We start from the raw sequence: 16,577 nt of genomic DNA, 5'->3' as shown, positions 1-16,577 counted from the left end.
TTGGGACGTAAGCCGGAGTCAGCGATTACGCTACCACCCGGCATTAATGCCCGATAGCGACGCGGGGGCGTCTTATCGGGCCTACGGATACTCTACAGGTTCAGGCGTTAGTAGTAAGAGTGCTCGCCGCGCTGGTGTTCGGTTAAATCGCGAACGCCTTTCAGTTCAGGGAATTCAGCCAGCAGCTGCTTCTCGATACCTTCTTTCAGCGTTACATCTACCATTGAACAGCCGTTACAGCCGCCGCCAAACTGCAGAATGGCGTAGCCTTCATCGGTGATTTCCATCAGAGAGACACGACCACCGTGGCCAGCCAGCTGTGGGTTGATCTGCGATTGCAGCATGTACTCCACGCGTTCCATCAGCGGCGCATCATCGGCAACTTTACGCATTTTGGCGTTTGGTGCTTTCAGGGTCAGTTGGGAGCCTAACTGGTCGGTAACGAAATCGATTTCTGCATCTTCCAGATACGGTGCGCTCAGTTCATCAACATATGCGGTCAGCAGGTCAAATTTAATGGCGGTGTCGGTTGCTTCCACGGCGTCCGGCGGACAATAAGAAACGCCGCATTCAGCGTTAGGCGTGCCGGGATTAATCACAAATACGCGGATTTGTGTCCCTTCTTCCTGATTTGCCAGCAGTTTGGCAAAGTGCGCTTGTGCAGCATCGGAAATATGGATCATAGTAATGGCCTAATAGTTGACTATTTTACTTGGTTATAATACGCCCATCATCGAGGCTCTACAAGGTTCGACACAGGCACCATACCTGGACAGTCGCCGCGCCGTTGCGTAAAAGCAGCTGCGCGATTTCCGCGACGGTACTTCCGGTAGTGACGACATCATCCACAATAACCATATGGAGTCCCTGCACCGGCAATTCAAGGCGAAAGGCATTTTTCAGGTTTTGTTTACGTAATCGGGCGCTGAGATGGTGCTGTGTGGCGGTTGCCCGAACCCGCGAGATGGTCCGGCTGTCCCAGTCGCAACCCAGCCAGCGTGCCAGCGGACGGCACAGTAAATCGCTCTGATTAAACCCTCTGCGCCAGTGTCGGCGTTGCCAGAGCGGGACGCTGACCAGCCTGTCCGGTAGAAGAAGGCCGCTGGCGCGCCGGGCCTGTAGTACCTCCAGCAATAACAAACGTGAAAGAGCTGAGGCTGTTTCGCTGCGTCGTGAAAACTTGAGCTGGTGGATAAGCCCGCTCAACGGCGGAACATAGTCGCTGACGGTAACCAGTCTCTGCCACGGCGGCGGTTTTTGCAGGCAGCGCCCACAGGGAATGACGGTATGAGCGGCAGGGAGTCCACATTGAGGGCACAGGCTGGCGTGTTGACGCGTTGCCCGCGTACAGACTGAGCAGATCCCCCAATGCCCTAACGTCAGGGGCATTCGGCATAGCCAGCACAATCCCGGTACTGTTAGCATAGATGCATCCTTTCAGGCTAAAAGAGAACAATAACTGATGAATGACATCTGGTGGCAGACCCAGGGTTCGGGAAATTGCCATCTTGTGCTGCTGCACGGATGGGGACTGAATGCGCAAGTGTGGCATTGCATAAGCGAGGAACTGAGCTCGCATTTTACGCTGCATCTTGTCGACTTACCGGGATTTGGTCGTAGCCAGGGTTTCGGTGCAATGTCGCTGGAAGAGATGGCTGAGCGGGTATTGAAACAGGCACCGGAGAAAGCTATTTGGCTCGGCTGGAGTCTGGGTGGGCTGGTCGCGAGTCAGGTAGCGTTAACGCATCCTGAGCGTGTTCAGGCGCTGGTGACCGTCGCGTCTTCCCCTTGCTTTAGCGCGCGGGATGAGTGGCCGGGAATCAAGCCAGAGGTGCTGGCAGGTTTCCAGCAGCAGCTGAGCGAAGATTTCCAGCGTACGGTGGAGCGTTTTCTGGCATTGCAAACGATGGGCACAGAAACTGCGCGTCAGGATGCGCGAGCGCTGAAGAAAACGGTACTGGCTTTACCCATGCCGGACGTCGAGGTGCTCAATGGTGGACTTGAGATCCTGAAAACGGTCGATCTGCGAGAACCGCTGTGCGCGGTGGCAATGCCTTTCCTGCGGTTGTATGGCTATCTTGACGGGCTGGTGCCGCGCAAAGTCGTCCCGATGCTGGATGCACTGTGGCCGCAGAGCGAGTCTTTGGTGTTTGCCAAAGCGGCGCATGCGCCGTTTATCTCGCATCCCGCCGAATTCTGTGCTGCGCTTGTGGCGTTAAAACAGAAACTATAAATTTGATGTGTTGCCCGGTGGTGCCATGCTCGCCGGGCCTGAGATTAATGGCTGCGCGTAGCCAGATCCTCAGCGGTCAGGCCAGTAATTCTGAAGATGGTTAGTGGGTCTATACCATCAGCCTGCATAGTTGATGCAATACGTAATGCTTCCTCTCGTTTGCCTTGTTGCAGACCCGTTTGCAACCCTTCTTGCAACCCTTTCCTATGGCCTTCCTGAAGACCATTAAGGTGCCCTTCCTGTCGTAATCTTTCGGCGATAGTCATCAACTTGTCCTTATGTTGGGGTAAACGTTCTGCGACTTCATGAAGAAACTCGCCAAAATGTGTGGTGTTACCGGCCTGCATTAAATAATTAAACAAGGCTTTCAACTGGTTGTCATTAGCGTGTCCTTTAACAAGCAGGATGGCCAGTTTTTCTACCAGCCCCATCAAATCGCGTTTACGAATATGCTTTTGGATGAGCTCCAACAGCGCCACCCGGCGATGCTGCATAATCTCGTCATCGGGCACAACAGTGATATCGATCAGTGGAAACGCGGTGCTATAAAGTTGTCTGGCGGACTCCGGGTCATCAAACTCGTCCAGCCAACAAAGTGAATAGGGGTATGGGCTTGCTGAGCCATGATAAAAAAGCATGGGTATCACCAGCGGGAGTTTTTAACGACCACAGCACATCAGAGTAGTACGCGCGCAAATCGTCCTCAATAAAGCTGCCCGATTCCAGTTGCAGTGTTTTAAGATCGCAAAGTTTTTGCAAAGAGGCTGGAAGATGAAGCTGAAGAAAGTCGCGTGCGGTCGCCGGGTGGTTTAAGAACGTTTTGAAAATCGCGTCATGCGGCGTAGCAGTCGTGTCAGTATTCATGGCGATCCGTCACCTGAGAAAAAAGATGACGAGACTCTACTTCCCAGGTTACCAGTAATCATCCACGAATTAATAACGATGCGTGGCTGGCTGGAGGATAGATCTTTTTTGCTGAAATAATGAAATCTGCGTGGAATCCATTTCGCAAAAAAGCCGGATATCAGCGTAAACGCGTTATCCGGCCTGGACGTTTGCATCATTTGTAGGCCGGATAAGCGTAGCGCCATCCGGCAAAGAGCATCTGATTAGCGTAAAGCCCACCACTCGCGCAGGCAGGCTTTACCTTCTGGGCAACTTTTGCAGCTTCCGGAAAGACACCCGTCGGCATCTTCCTGAATCCGCACCACTTTGCCCATCTTTTCTAACTGATTCAGCATGGCGTCAATCATGGGCTGCGGGGTATGCAGCGTGTGGCTAATTTGTGTCGCCTCCATGCGCCCCCGCAAAGCCAGTAAATCACGAACCTGAATAAGCGATGCCATTGTCGATAACCTTAGTGGCAATCGCCAGTCGTGCTGGAACAGCAGGAACTCGCCGTTCTGTTGGTTGCCAGCAGTGCGAGGTCCACGCGGCTGCGAGCTCGACGCAGCAGGCCCAGCAACACGATGTTAAACAGGATGACCGCTAAAATGCACACCAGGCTGTAGGTCGGGTGTTCTTTGTAGCTGACCGTCTGATAAAACAGCGTCGACAGAGAGTAGGCGATATTCAGGCCCCACAGAATCGAGAAGCTCATCCAGCCACGGCTGGATTCACGTGCGATAGCGCCCATCACTGAAATGCACGGTACATACAGCAGAACAAAGATCAGATAGCTGTATGCGGCGGCGGCGCTGCCAAATTTCTCGCCCATCACGCCCATTGCACCGGTAGCCATTTCACCGTCGCCCTTGCTGGCTTCGATAGGGTTAGCCAGCACGCTCAGGCTGAAAGTGTCTTTCAGGCTTTGCCAGGTTTCATCTACCGCGCCGAGCAGCTCGTCACCGAGGTGGAAATCTGCCGGGTTGAACTCTTCTTCCTGAATGTTTTCTGCGGTATAGAGCGTGTTCAGCGTACCGACAACCACTTCTTTCGCCATCGCGCCGGTGAACAGACCTACGGTTGCCTGCCAGTTATCTTCGTGAACACCAATCGGCTTAAAGACTGGGGTAATGACGCGGCTAACTGAAGCCAGAGCAGAGTCGTTGATGTTGTCGACGATTTTCCCGCTCAGTGAGAAGCTGTTAAACGCGCTGAGGAAAATGCTGACGATGATGATGACTTTACCTGCACGCAGAACGAAGCCTTTCAGACGTTGCCAGGTTTGAATGATCAGACTCTTAATGTGCGGTACGTGATATACCGGCAGCTCCATCACGAACGGCGTTGCTTCGCCACGCATGATGGTGTGTTTGAGCATCAGGCCGGTCAACACCGCCATAACGATACCCAGCACGTACAGCGAGAAGACCGCCAGCGCGCCGTTCTGACCAAAGAACGCGGCGGCAAAGACGGCGAAAATCGCCAGACGTGCGCCACAGGACATAAACGGCGCCATCATGATGGTCATCAGACGCTCACGCGGGGCGTCCAGCGTACGTGCGCCCATCACTGACGGTACGTTACAACCAAAGCCGACGATCAGCGGGACAAATGATTTGCCCGGCAGTCCCAGCGCCTGCATTAGACGGTCCATCACAAATGCGGCGCGCGCCATGTAGCCGGAGTCTTCAAGGAAAGAGAGGAACAGATACATCATGCCGATTTGCGGTACCAGCGGCAGCACGGTGTTAATCCCGCCGCCAAGGCCCTGGGCCAGGAAGATAGTCAGCCAGTCCGGGAAATGCAGCGTATAGCCAATCCACTGAATACCATGGATAAAGAGCGCCACGGAGCCAACATCAAACAACGGCTGCAGCGCGCCGCCAATGTTGATGGCAAGCAGGAACATCAGGTACATCACGAACAGGAAAATCGGCAGACCGAGGAAGCGGTTGAGGATAATTTTATCTACCGCTGTGGTGAAACGGCTCGGCTCTGCCGTCAGGGTATTACTGACGGTATCGCAGATAGCGGCAATGCACTGGTAACGTGCATCGGCAATATGTAGCGCCGGGTCGTCCATTGTCTCACTCAGGCGAGCAACAGCGGCATCAAGGTTTTGTGCTGCATCACCGGCGTAAGCACGGCTGTAGATATCGCCTTCGAGCATCTGCAGGCCTAGCCAGCGGCGCTGTTTGAGCGGCATATCTTTGGCCATTGCGTCGGCGAGGGAATCAGCTTCTTGCAGCAGCGGCTGGGCATAATGGACCAGCTCAACGGTGTCGTTTTCTTTGTAGCGATCGATCGCCAGCTTCAGTGCTTCAATGCCGCGCGCACGAGTGGAAACCAGTGGAACCACCGGACAGCCAAGACGAGCGGAGAGGGCGTCGATATCGATACGGATTTGCTGTTTCTCAGCAATATCCAGCATGTTCAGTGCAACGATACAGGGAATACCCAGCTCAAGCAGTTGCAACGTCAGGTAGAGGTTGCGTTCAAGGTTTGAAGCATCGACCACGTTGATCAACAGATCCGCGTCGCCGCTTAAAATATAGTGGCAGGCAATCTGCTCATCGAGAGAGGTTTGGGATGAGATTGTCGTCAGAGAATAAGTGCCGGGTAAATCGACCAGCGTGACCTGGTGGTCCGTCGTGGCGAAATGGCCTTCTTTACGCTCAACGGTAACGCCAGCCCAGTTGCCTACACGCTGGCGCGCGCCGGTGAGCTGGTTGAATAAAGTTGTCTTGCCGGAATTAGGATTACCAATTAAACCAATGGTTAGTTTTTTCATTTTTATAGACTCACTGTATTAACAGGAAACCGCTTCCACTTCTAATAACGCCAAATCCTTCTTACGCAATACCAGACTTACGCGACGCGTTTCGATATGGATAGGATCGCCGAGCGGGGCGACGCGTACCACGTTGAAGGATGAGCCGGGTAGCATGCCAAGTGACAACAGTTTCTGACGATAAGCCGGGCTGATTTCACGGGCAAAACCGGTAATTTTCCACGCACTGTCAGGAGTGAATTGCATAGGGACCTACTTATATCTCGCTAACTGGATGATTACCTCATGGGGCGACAGGGCGGCATGAGACCAGATGATTAGCCAACGTAAGGGAAGAGTAAATAATCAACAAATCAATGATAATGAGAATGGTTTCTATCATCAATAGAATAAATGTGACGGAATGTACAATTGGATAATAATTTAAGCCAATTTTGATATTCCTCAATATTTATTCTGGTTGGAAACGAGTGATTCGCGGAAGTAATTATTGGGGATCTTAATGTTTAATTAAGGTTTCATCTGTTAATGAAGTGATAAATATATTGTGGTGCAAAGCGGGGCATAGATTAAATATGCCGGATGGCGACGCTCATGCGTCTTATCCGGCCTGCAAATTAATTGCGATAACCTGGCCGGACAGGGCGTTTACACCACCATCCGGCACAGGGTTTAAACTTAGCGTTTTTTACCCATCGCCGCCGCCAACGCATCCATCATCGCACTGTTGCCTGTAGGCTGTGCGTCACGGCCACGCGGTTTCGCCGCTTTTGGTGCCGGGCGATTGCCCTGAGCGCGATCGTTATTCCCGCCGCCGCGACGCGCATTGGTTTCACCCGGCTGCTCGTCCAGACGCATGGTCAGCGCGATACGCTTACGTTGCAGGTCCACTTCCAGCACTTTCACCTTCACAATGTCGCCCGCTTTCACCACGGTGTGTGGATCTTCGACGAACTTATTCGACAGTGAAGAGATATGCACCAGACCATCCTGATGAACGCCGATATCAACAAACGCGCCGAAGTTGGTGACGTTGGTGACCGCCCCTTCCAGAATCATTCCCGGCAGCAGATCGTTCATGGTTTCTACGCCATCGGCAAACTGCGCGGTTTTAAATTCAGGACGCGGATCGCGGCCCGGCTTTTCCAGCTCTTTGATGATGTCGGTGACGGTCGGCACCCCGAAGCGTTCGTCGGTAAAATCAGCGGGTTTCAGATTGCGCAATTCGCTGCTGTTACCCATCAGATCACGCAACGATTGCTCGGTGGCGGCCAGAATGCGTTCCACAACCGGATAAGCTTCCGGGTGGACGGTAGAGGCATCCAGCGGGTTATCGCCGTGGTTGATACGCAGGAAGCCCGCGCACTGTTCAAAGGCTTTAGGTCCAAGGCGGCTGACTTTTAACAGTTGCTGACGGTTCTGGAATTGACCGTTCTCATCACGCCAGGCAACGATATTCTGCGCCATCATGCGCGTCAGACCAGCAACACGGGTCAGCAGCGGTACGGAGGCGGTATTCAGATCGACGCCGACGGCGTTCACGCAGTCTTCCACCACCGCATCCAGCTTACGCGCCAACTGAGTCTGGCTTACGTCGTGCTGATACTGGCCCACGCCGATAGATTTCGGATCGATTTTCACCAGCTCAGCCAGCGGATCCTGCAGACGACGGGCGATAGACACCGCGCCACGCAGAGATACGTCGAGGTCCGGGAACTCCAGCGCCGCCAGTTCGGATGCAGAGTAAACCGACGCGCCGGCTTCACTGACGATCACTTTCTGCGCGGTCACTTGCGGGAACTGCTTTTGCACGTCGAGGAAGAAACGCTCGGTTTCGCGCGATGCCGTACCGTTACCAATCGCCACCAGTTCAACGTTGTGTTTTTCACACAGCGTCGCAACGGCAACGGCGGCTTTGGCGGCCTGACCGGTATGCGGATAAATAGTGTCGGTCGCGACCAGCTTGCCGGTACCGTCAACCACTGCCACTTTTACACCGGTACGCAGACCTGGATCGAGGCCCATGGTGGCGCGCAGCCCGGCCGGAGCGGCCATCAGCAGGTCATGCAGGTTACGGGCAAAGACGTTGATAGCTTCATCTTCCGCACGTTCGCGCACGGTACCCATCAGCTCCGTTTCGAGGTGCATCAGCACTTTGATGCGCCAGGTCCAGCTAACCACGCCTTTACGCCAGCTGTCTGCTGGGGCGTTGTTCAGGCGTAGTCCCAGGTGATCCCGGATAATCTGCTCGCCGTGGCTCTCTTTTGGTGGCTCATCGAATTGTGGATCGGCATTTAGTGAAAGTTGCAACACGCCTTCGTTACGGCCACGGAACATGGCCAGCGCACGGTGGGATGGCACGGTAGAAATCGGTTCGTGGTGATCGAAGTAGTCGCGGAACTTAGCGCCTTCCTCTTCTTTACCGCTTACCACGGTGGCGACCAGGTGGGCGTTTTTCCACAGATAATTACGTACTTTTGCCAGCAGAGCAGCATCTTCAGCGAAGCGCTCCATTAGAATGTAGCGCGCGCCGTCGAGGGCGGCTTTGGTATCCGCCACGCCGTTTTCGGCGTTGAGATATTTTGCGGCTTCCGTTTCCGGGTCGTGAGACGGTTCGTTCCACAGCAGGTCTGCCAGCGGCTCCAGTCCAGCCTCAATGGCGATCTGCCCACGGGTGCGGCGCTTTGGTTTATACGGCAGATAGAGATCTTCGAGTTCGGTCTTACTTAACGTGCCGTTGATCGCTTTCGCCAGATCGTCGGTCAGTTTGCCTTGCTCGCCGATAGATTTCAGGATTGCCTGACGGCGGTCTTCCAGTTCACGCAGATATCCCAGACGGGTTTCCAGATTACGCAGTTGCGTATCGTCCAGACCGCCGGTGATTTCCTTACGATATCGTGCGATAAACGGCACGGTGTTCCCTTCGTCAAGCAGGCGAACGGCAGCTTCTACCTGTTCAGCACGAGCCTGAATTTCACCTGCGATAATGCGGCAGAAAGAATCATTCATCATGGATAGCTTCGTCTATAGGATAAAAAATCAGGGGATAGTTATACGGATTGACTGGCAAAAATGCCAGCCATCTGCCGGGGCTTCGGATTGTTCCGGTCTCACTTCACGTATTCAATCTCATTCACGTACCAGCTGGCTTCGCCACCTGGGGTGTTTACTACTGCGAGATCGCCGACCTCTTTTTTCAATAGCGCCCGCGCCATTGGTGAGTCGATTGAGATGTAATCCTTACGACCGAAGATCTCATCGTAGCCAACAATACGGAATTTGCGGATGTCGCCATCGTCATTTTCAATCTCAACCCATGCGCCAAAGAAGACTTTGCCTTCCTGCTGCGGGGAGTAATCGACGATTTTTAGATTCTCCATGCACTTGGTCAAATAACGGACGCGGCGGTCGATCTCACGCAGGCGCTTTTTATTATACTGGTAGTCGGCATTTTCGCTGCGGTCACCCAGACTTGCAGCCCAGGTAACTTTTTTGGTGACTTCCGGGCGCTCTTCACGCCAGAGATAATTCAGCTCTTGTTTAAGTTTTTCATACCCTTCACGGGTTATCAGGGGCGTTTTCATCTTATTGTTTTACCTTCGACTCTGTGATGATGCGCACAATTAGTATTACGTGAGCATATCAACAGAATAAATAATGTATTGCGAGAAACATTGTATACTTAAGCTGCTGTTTAATATGCTTTGTAACAATTTAGCCTGGAATTCATACCAGAATTCGCTGGTGACTCACGTTAGCTTTCTTAAGAATATACACTTAATTGTTGCGAACCTTTGGGAGTAATAACAATGCAAGAGAACTATAAGATTCTGGTGGTCGATGACGACATGCGCTTGCGTGCGCTTCTGGAGCGTTATCTGACCGAGCAGGGCTTCCAGGTTCGAAGCGTCGCAAACGCTGAGCAGATGGATCGTCTGCTGACCCGTGAGTCCTTTCACCTGATGGTGCTGGATTTAATGCTGCCTGGAGAAGATGGCCTGTCTATTTGCCGTCGCCTGCGCAGCCAGAGCAACCCGATGCCGATCATTATGGTCACAGCGAAGGGTGAAGAAGTTGACCGTATCGTAGGGCTGGAAATCGGTGCCGACGATTACATCCCGAAACCGTTTAACCCGCGTGAGCTGCTGGCTCGTATTCGCGCAGTCCTGCGTCGTCAGGCGAATGAACTGCCGGGCGCACCTTCTCAGGAAGAAGCGGTTATCGCTTTTGGTAAGTTCAAGCTGAACCTCGGTACGCGTGAAATGTTCCGCGAAGATGAGCCGATGCCGCTCACTAGCGGGGAATTTGCAGTACTGAAAGCGCTGGTAAGCCACCCGCGCGAGCCGCTGTCGCGAGACAAGCTGATGAACCTCGCCCGTGGTCGTGAATATTCTGCGATGGAACGTTCTATCGACGTCCAGATCTCCCGTCTGCGCCGCATGGTGGAAGAAGATCCGGCTCATCCACGCTACATTCAGACCGTATGGGGTCTGGGCTACGTCTTTGTTCCGGACGGTTCTAAAGCATGAGGCGAATGCGCTTCTCGCCACGAAGTTCGTTTGCCCGCACGTTATTGCTCATCGTCACCTTGCTGTTTGCCAGCCTGGTGACGACATACCTGGTAGTGCTGAACTTCGCGATTCTGCCGAGCCTCCAGCAGTTTAATAAGGTCCTGGCGTACGAAGTTCGTATGCTGATGACCGATAAACTGCAGCTGGAGGACGGTACGCAATTGGTGGTGCCGCCCGCATTCCGCCGGGAAATTTATCGTGAGCTGGGTATTTCCCTCTATTCCAACGAGGCCGCTGAAGAAGCCGGACTGCGTTGGGCGCAACACTATGAATTCTTAAGCCATCAGATGGCGCAGCAACTGGGTGGCCCAACGGAAGTCCGCGTTGAGGTAAACAAAAGCTCGCCGGTCGTGTGGTTGAAAACCTGGCTGTCGCCCAATATCTGGGTACGCGTGCCGCTTACGGAAATTCATCAGGGCGACTTCTCGCCGCTATTCCGCTATACGCTGGCGATTATGCTGTTGGCTATCGGTGGGGCCTGGTTGTTTATCCGTATCCAGAACCGGCCATTGGTGGATCTTGAACATGCGGCGCTGCAGGTGGGGAAAGGTATCATTCCGCCGCCGTTGCGTGAGTATGGCGCTTCGGAGGTGCGCTCCGTAACCCGAGCCTTTAACCATATGGCTGCGGGCGTGAAGCAGCTGGCCGATGACCGTACGCTGTTAATGGCGGGCGTGAGCCACGATTTACGTACCCCGCTGACGCGTATTCGTCTGGCGACGGAAATGATGGGCGAAGAGGACGGTTATCTTGCGGAGTCCATCAATAAGGACATCGAAGAGTGTAACGCCATCATCGAGCAGTTCATCGATTACCTGCGTACCGGTCAGGAGATGCCAATGGAGATGGCAGATCTGAACTCGGTGCTGGGTGAAGTGGTTGCGGCAGAAAGCGGCTACGAACGTGAAATCGAAACTGCACTGCTGCCGGGCAGCATTCAGGTGAAGATGCACCCGCTGTCGATCAAGCGTGCGGTTGCCAATATGGTGGTTAACGCCGCCCGCTACGGCAACGGCTGGATTAAGGTCAGTAGCGGAATGGAGCAGCATCGCGCCTGGTTCCAGGTAGAAGATGATGGTCCGGGCATCAAGCCGGAGCAGCGTAAACACCTGTTCCAGCCGTTTGTCCGCGGAGACAGCGCGCGCAGTACCAGCGGTACGGGCCTGGGGCTGGCGATTGTGCAGCGTATTATTGATAACCATAACGGTATGCTGGAGATTGGTACCAGTGAACGCGGTGGGTTGTCGATTCGTGCATGGCTTCCGGTTCCCTTCACTCGCGCGCCGGGCAACACGAAAGACGCATAACAAAGGGAGGCAAAATGCCTCCCTTTTTGTTGCTGTAGGCCGGATAAGGCGAAACCGCCATCCGGCACTTTTCGTTACAGCTTCGGTCCGGCGCTAACCAGCGCTTCACCTGCAGGGGTGTCGGTATATTTCTCGAAGTTCTCGATAAACAGTTTCGCCAGTGCGTTGGCTTTTTCCTGCCACTGCTCCGGAGATGCGTAGGTATTACGCGGATCGAGAATGCGAGTGTCCACACCCGGCAGCTCGGTCGGGATAGCCAGGTCAAACATCGGCAGACGGAACGTTTCCGCGTCATCCAGCGAACCGTTCAGGATGGCATCGATAATCGCACGGGTATCTTTGATAGAGATACGCTTGCCGGTACCGTTCCAGCCGGTGTTAACCAGATACGCCTGCGCACCTGCCGCCTGCATACGTTTCACCAGTACTTCTGCGTACTGCGTTGGGTGCAGAGACAGGAATGCTGCGCCGAAACAGGCAGAGAAGGTCGGGGTCGGTTCGGTGACGCCGCGTTCGGTACCGGCCAGTTTGGCGGTGAAGCCAGACAGGAAGTGGTACTGCGTTTGGTCTGCCGTCAGGCGAGAAACCGGCGGCAGCACGCCAAATGCGTCGGCGGTCAGGAAGATCACTTTGGTAGCATGGCCCGCTTTTGACACCGGCTTAACGATATTATCGATGTGATAAATCGGGTAGGAAACGCGGGTGTTCTCAGTTTTTGAACCATCATCGAAATCGATGGAACCATCTTCGCGCACGGTGACGTTTTCCAGCAGCGCGTCACGACGGATCGCGTTGTAGATTTCCGGCTCGGCATCTTTAGACAGTTTGATGGTCTTCGCGTAGCAACCGCCTTCGAAGTTAAACACGCCGTCGTCATCCCAGCCGTGTTCGTCATCGCCAATCAGGCGACGTTTCGGGTCGGTGGACAGCGTGGTTTTACCGGTGCCGGACAGGCCAAAGAAGACTGCCACATCGCCTTTTTCCCCAACGTTTGCTGAGCAGTGCATGGAGGCAATGCCTTTCAGCGGCAGCAGGTAGTTCATTACGGAGAACATACCTTTCTTCATTTCGCCGCCGTACCAAGTGCCACCAATCAACTGGATACGCTCAGTCAGGTTGAAAGCCACGAAGTTTTCGGAGTTCAGACCCTGCTCTTTCCACTGCGGGTTGGTGCATTTAGCGCCGTTCATCACGATGAAATCAGGTTTGAAATCAACCAGCTCTTCGTCGCTTGGGCGGATGAACATGTTTTTGACAAAATGCGCCTGCCAGGCAACTTCGGTAATGAAGCGCACGGAAAGACGGGTATCGGCGTTAGCGCCGCAGAAAGCATCAATGATAAACAGGCGCTTGCCGGAAAGTTGCTGGGTGACTAATCCTTTCAGATGCTGCCAGGTTTCCGGGGAGAGCGGTTTGTTGTCGTTCTTACCTTTACCTTTGTCGGACCACCACAGCGTGTCGCGCGTGGTGTCGTCACGGACAATGTACTTATCCTTTGGCGAACGTCCGGTAAAGATACCGGTATCAACGGCAACGGCGCCCAGATTCGTTAACACGCCACGTTCATAACCTTCCAGGTTTGGATCAAGTTCTTCCTGGAAAAGCGTGTCGTAGTCTGGATTGTAAACGATATCCTGAACGTCATTGATACCATAAGCCTTGAGATCTTGCGGGGTTAAACTGTTGTTCACACGCATTTCACTGCTCCTTAGCCAATATGTATTACCTGGAATAGTAAGGTTTTTTAGGGATTGTTAACCGCGACAAGGCTCATAGATTTACGCATCCGGGAAAATCACGGGCGACCGAATGCGCTGCGACTCCTGTCACAAAGAGGCAGATATTATGGCAGGAAACCCTTTTTTGTTGTGGAAAATGTTCTTAAAACGTTAATGGAGAGTGTTTTTGGCGGGAATCTTGTGAGTGTAATCGCATTCACGTAAGAAATGAATGTGGGTTATACATAAACAATATCGATTCACTTCCCGTCATCGTGGTCTGAAATCGCTCTATCAATGCTCAAAATTGTGAAGTTGATGCGATAATTAGCTTTTCCCTTCATTCTGGATACTGACATGGATAGTGCTGAAATTTCACGTACGACGCGTTGGGGCATGATATTTATCGGCCTGTTGCAGGGGACATTATGCTATCTGCTGATGACATATCTGGCGCCCCATAATGACGGCTGGCTGTTCTATGGCATGCCTGCGACGATTGCGATCACCTCGGCCCTTTTGCTTACTGTTGTTTCTTTCAAACAACGCGCGCTGTGGTACTGGATGGCGTTGATCTTTATTGTCGTGCTGGCGATGAGTGTCTGGCTAAAGTGGCAAGTCGAGGACAGTGATAAGTGGCGGCAACATGAAGTTTTTATGTTCTACGGTTGGCGCTTACTGCTGATGGCGATGCTTGCCTTGCCCTGGATTCAGTACTCGCTTCATGTCTCTCGTGAGCAGGCGCGTTACCCGCATTTTTATCGGCAATTGTGGCTTAATGCGTTGACGTTGCTGATTGTCTTTGTCGCCAACGGTCTGTTCTGGCTGGTGCTCTTGCTATGGAGCGAGATGTTTAAGCTGGTCGGTATTCCCTTCTTCAGCACGCTCTTCTTTGATACCGACTGGTTTGGCTATGTGGCCTTTGGTCTGATTACCGCACTGGCAGTGGTACTGGCCCGTACACAGTCGCGTCTGGTCACGGCGGTACAAAAATTACTGACGTTTATCGCCACCGGTCTGTTACCTCTGGTCGCGCTGTTGGCGCTGATGTTCATACTGACCTTACCCTTCACCGGGCTGGAGGCTATTTCGCAACGTGTGTCTGCGGCCGGGCTGATGTCAACGCTGACGCTGCTCCTGTTGCTGTTGATAGCTATCGTGCGTGAACCGCAAAAAGAGGCGTTACCCTATCCTGGCGCGTTACGCTACCTGATCAAATGCTCTCTGATTGTCGCGCCCATCTATATGCTGATTGCCGGTTGGTCACTGTGGGTGCGAATACAGCAGTACGGTTGGACGCCTGAGCGCGTTTATGGCGTGCTGGTGGTCGTGGTGCTGCTGGTATGGTCGTTTGGCTATCTGGCCAGCATTTTGCGCCGCGGGCGCAATCCGCTTGAGCTTCAGGGGCCGGTCATTCTTGGCGTTTCGTTGCTGGCGTTGGGGCTGTTGGTTCTGCTGTCATCGCCGGTTATTGATGCTTGGCGCATCAGCGTTAACAGCCATATGGGGTTGTATCACAGCGGGAAAATTAAACCGGATCAAGTCAGCCTGTATATGTTGGATCACAGCGGAAAACCGGGGCGCGCAGCGTTGGAAGCATTACAAAAAGATGTGGCGTTTAATCAAGACAGTAAACGCAGACGCGACTTGAATTCTCTGCTGCAAGGGCGCCGGGATCCGGTTAAAGAGCTAACCGCAACACAGTTAGTATCGAAGGTTGTGATGGCTCCGGGGAGCCAGAAGCCAGACGATGCGTTCTGGGCGTTTGTCAAAACACAGGGGTATCGCATCACCTCTTGTGCTGAGCAGAATGCGTGCGTACTGGTGAGTCAGGACCTCAATGCGGATGGTCATCCTGAGCAGGTGTTATATGCCTTTGGCGATGGGGAGAGTCTGGTCTTCGGCATGCAGAAAAACAAATGGGATTTGTTAGCGGTCGCCACGCTACCTGAAGGATTCACTAAGGATAAATTGCTGCAGGCGGTAGCGAATCAGCAACTGGGCTCAACCCCCAGAATCTGGCGGGATATCACTATTGATGGCAAAAGACTGCCGATGACTTATTACACCGAGTGAGTGTGTTGCCGACATCGTTTTTGCCGGATGGCAGCGTGAACGTCTTATCAGGCCTACGACAGTTTTTCCGTAGGCCTGATAAGCGCCGTGCCATCAGGCAAGACAGTGATTAATGCACCTGGGGATCGGCAGGGGAGGCATTGCTGCGGATCTCAGCAATATCCATGGCGTTAAACAGATAGTGACTACCGCAGTAATCGCAGTGCATATCGATCTCGCCTTCTTCCGCCAGAATGCTGTCCACTTCTTCGTCCGGCAACGTTTTCAGTGCGCCTGCGCAGCGTTCGCGTGAACAGGTGCATTTGAACTCAACGTCCTGCGGATCGTAGAGAGTAACTTCTTCTTCGTGGTACAGGCGCCACAGCACTTCGTTGGCCGGCAGCGTCAGCAGCTCTTCGGCTTTGATGGTTTCAGTCAGGGCTGTCAGGTGATCGAAATCATCTGCCTGCGCGTTTTGCGCCGGCATTACCTGCAGCAGCATTCCGCCAGCAGCGGGTTTGCCATCAACGTCGCCAGTGCGGATGAACAGGCGTGTCGGCAGCTGTTCAGAACGCATGAAGTAATCTTCCAGACACGCTGCCAGCGTGTCACCTTCCAGACCGACCACGCCTTGATAACGCTCGCCTTCTTCCGGGGTAATGGTGATCACCAGGTAGCCGTTGCCCACCAGCGTTTTCAGGTCGGCATCTTCAGGAATATCACCCTGCATGCGGGCCACGCCGCGCATCTGCTGATTGTTGTTGCCGTTGATGACGGCCAGGCTCAGCGGACCATCACCCTGCAACTGCACAGTGATATCACCGGCAAATTTCAGCGTGGCGGTGAGCAGGCTGGTGGCAACCAGTAGCTCAGCCAGTACGTTTTTGACCGGTTGCGGGTAAGTATGATTTTCGAGGATCTGTTGCAGGGTTTCCGAAACGGTCACCAGTTCGCCGCGCACGGCAAAGTTTTCAAACAGATAACGATGTAATTGGTCATGTTGCGGCATAATCATCT

13 protein-coding genes and 1 pseudogene are annotated in these 16,577 nt (G+C 53.5%); 4 read left to right on the top strand and 10 right to left on the bottom strand.

Annotated features, from left to right (window positions below; translation table 11 throughout):
* Nucleotides 1-107: 107 nt before the first annotated feature.
* Together nfuA and gntX are read right to left on the bottom strand one after the other, a co-directional pair.
* Nucleotides 108-683 carry a Fe-S biogenesis protein NfuA gene (gene nfuA, locus OGY18_RS18310; protein ID WP_003023509.1) on the bottom strand — a complete coding sequence of 192 codons (576 nt, stop codon included), beginning with the start codon at nucleotides 681-683 and terminating at the stop codon, nucleotides 108-110.
* 58 nt (nucleotides 684-741) lie between these two features.
* Entirely contained in the window at nucleotides 742-1,425 is a 684-nt protein-coding gene (gene gntX, locus OGY18_RS18305) for a DNA utilization protein GntX (RefSeq protein WP_126317290.1), read from the bottom strand.
* A 37-nt stretch (nucleotides 1,426-1,462) separates the two neighbouring features.
* Between gntX and bioH the strand changes: the two genes are divergently transcribed.
* Nucleotides 1,463-2,233, top strand: coding sequence for a pimeloyl-ACP methyl ester esterase BioH (bioH, locus tag OGY18_RS18300; protein WP_126956377.1), 771 nt, complete (start codon nucleotides 1,463-1,465; stop codon nucleotides 2,231-2,233).
* Between the two features lie 44 nt (nucleotides 2,234-2,277).
* Here the strand turns inward: bioH and OGY18_RS18295 are convergent.
* The 6 genes and pseudogenes from OGY18_RS18295 to greB form a co-directional block, all read right to left on the bottom strand.
* Nucleotides 2,278-3,097 (bottom strand): annotated as a pseudogene (locus OGY18_RS18295) (Rpn family recombination-promoting nuclease/putative transposase).
* A 245-nt stretch (nucleotides 3,098-3,342) separates the two neighbouring features.
* Entirely contained in the window at nucleotides 3,343-3,579 is a 237-nt protein-coding gene (gene feoC, locus OGY18_RS18290) for a [Fe-S]-dependent transcriptional repressor FeoC (RefSeq protein ID WP_137364116.1), read from the bottom strand.
* A gap of 11 nt (nucleotides 3,580-3,590) precedes the next feature.
* Complete coding sequence (gene feoB, locus OGY18_RS18285) at nucleotides 3,591-5,909, bottom strand: Fe(2+) transporter permease subunit FeoB (RefSeq protein ID WP_003827652.1); 2,319 nt, start codon at nucleotides 5,907-5,909, stop codon at nucleotides 3,591-3,593.
* 18 nt (nucleotides 5,910-5,927) lie between these two features.
* Nucleotides 5,928-6,155, bottom strand: a complete 228-nt coding sequence (gene feoA / locus OGY18_RS18280) for a ferrous iron transporter A (protein ID WP_003023519.1) — start codon at nucleotides 6,153-6,155, stop codon at nucleotides 5,928-5,930.
* 432 nt (nucleotides 6,156-6,587) lie between these two features.
* Nucleotides 6,588-8,921: a Tex family protein gene (locus OGY18_RS18275; protein WP_286553922.1), complete on the bottom strand. Its 2,334-nt coding sequence runs from the start codon at nucleotides 8,919-8,921 to the stop codon at nucleotides 6,588-6,590.
* Between the two features lie 98 nt (nucleotides 8,922-9,019).
* Nucleotides 9,020-9,493 (bottom strand): transcription elongation factor GreB, encoded by a 474-nt coding sequence (gene greB, locus OGY18_RS18270; protein ID WP_003023524.1) that lies wholly within the window; start codon nucleotides 9,491-9,493, stop codon nucleotides 9,020-9,022.
* A gap of 225 nt (nucleotides 9,494-9,718) precedes the next feature.
* Between greB and ompR the strand changes: the two genes are divergently transcribed.
* A complete protein-coding gene (gene ompR / locus OGY18_RS18265; protein ID WP_001157751.1) occupies nucleotides 9,719-10,438 on the top strand; it encodes an osmolarity response regulator transcription factor OmpR in 720 nt (239 codons plus the stop codon).
* The gene (gene envZ / locus OGY18_RS18260; RefSeq protein WP_003827658.1) at nucleotides 10,435-11,787 is read left to right on the top strand and encodes a two-component system sensor histidine kinase EnvZ; all 1,353 of its coding nucleotides are present in this window, start codon (nucleotides 10,435-10,437) and stop codon (nucleotides 11,785-11,787) included. Before ompR ends, envZ begins: the two co-directional genes overlap by 4 nt.
* A gap of 74 nt (nucleotides 11,788-11,861) precedes the next feature.
* Here envZ and pckA read toward each other — a convergent pair whose 3' ends face one another.
* The gene (gene pckA / locus OGY18_RS18255; protein WP_003023529.1) at nucleotides 11,862-13,484 is read right to left on the bottom strand and encodes a phosphoenolpyruvate carboxykinase (ATP); all 1,623 of its coding nucleotides are present in this window, start codon (nucleotides 13,482-13,484) and stop codon (nucleotides 11,862-11,864) included.
* A 378-nt stretch (nucleotides 13,485-13,862) separates the two neighbouring features.
* Between pckA and OGY18_RS18250 the strand changes: the two genes are divergently transcribed.
* Nucleotides 13,863-15,581 (top strand): DUF4153 domain-containing protein, encoded by a 1,719-nt coding sequence (locus tag OGY18_RS18250; RefSeq protein ID WP_126956373.1) that lies wholly within the window; start codon nucleotides 13,863-13,865, stop codon nucleotides 15,579-15,581.
* 109 nt (nucleotides 15,582-15,690) lie between these two features.
* On the opposite strand, the gene hslO is transcribed toward OGY18_RS18250, so the two are convergent.
* Nucleotides 15,691-16,569 (bottom strand): Hsp33 family molecular chaperone HslO, encoded by an 879-nt coding sequence (gene hslO, locus OGY18_RS18245; protein WP_003023531.1) that lies wholly within the window; start codon nucleotides 16,567-16,569, stop codon nucleotides 15,691-15,693.
* Nucleotides 16,570-16,577: the final 8 nt, after the last annotated feature.

The sequence above is a fragment of the Citrobacter sp. Cpo142 genome, from assembly GCF_030332425.1.
Lineage (GTDB): Bacteria > Pseudomonadota > Gammaproteobacteria > Enterobacterales > Enterobacteriaceae > Citrobacter > Citrobacter portucalensis.
The sequence above is the reverse complement of the archived record's forward strand: the minus strand, read 5'-3'. Positions and strand labels throughout refer to the sequence as shown.

Coding starts and splice junctions, on each gene's coding strand:
- gntX (WP_126317290.1), bottom strand. CDS start 1,425: ATGCTAACAGTACCGGGATTGTGCTGGCTATGCCGAATGCCCCTGACG.
- greB (WP_003023524.1), bottom strand. CDS start 9,493: ATGAAAACGCCCCTGATAACCCGTGAAGGGTATGAAAAACTTAAACAA.
- feoB (WP_003827652.1), bottom strand. CDS start 5,909: ATGAAAAAACTAACCATTGGTTTAATTGGTAATCCTAATTCCGGCAAG.
- feoA (WP_003023519.1), bottom strand. CDS start 6,155: ATGCAATTCACTCCTGACAGTGCGTGGAAAATTACCGGTTTTGCCCGT.
- OGY18_RS18275 (WP_286553922.1), bottom strand. CDS start 8,921: ATGATGAATGATTCTTTCTGCCGCATTATCGCAGGTGAAATTCAGGCT.
- nfuA (WP_003023509.1), bottom strand. CDS start 683: ATGATCCATATTTCCGATGCTGCACAAGCGCACTTTGCCAAACTGCTG.
- ompR (WP_001157751.1), top strand. CDS start 9,719: ATGCAAGAGAACTATAAGATTCTGGTGGTCGATGACGACATGCGCTTG.
- pckA (WP_003023529.1), bottom strand. CDS start 13,484: ATGCGTGTGAACAACAGTTTAACCCCGCAAGATCTCAAGGCTTATGGT.
- bioH (WP_126956377.1), top strand. CDS start 1,463: ATGAATGACATCTGGTGGCAGACCCAGGGTTCGGGAAATTGCCATCTT.
- feoC (WP_137364116.1), bottom strand. CDS start 3,579: ATGGCATCGCTTATTCAGGTTCGTGATTTACTGGCTTTGCGGGGGCGC.
- OGY18_RS18250 (WP_126956373.1), top strand. CDS start 13,863: ATGGATAGTGCTGAAATTTCACGTACGACGCGTTGGGGCATGATATTT.
- envZ (WP_003827658.1), top strand. CDS start 10,435: ATGAGGCGAATGCGCTTCTCGCCACGAAGTTCGTTTGCCCGCACGTTA.
- hslO (WP_003023531.1), bottom strand. CDS start 16,569: ATGCCGCAACATGACCAATTACATCGTTATCTGTTTGAAAACTTTGCC.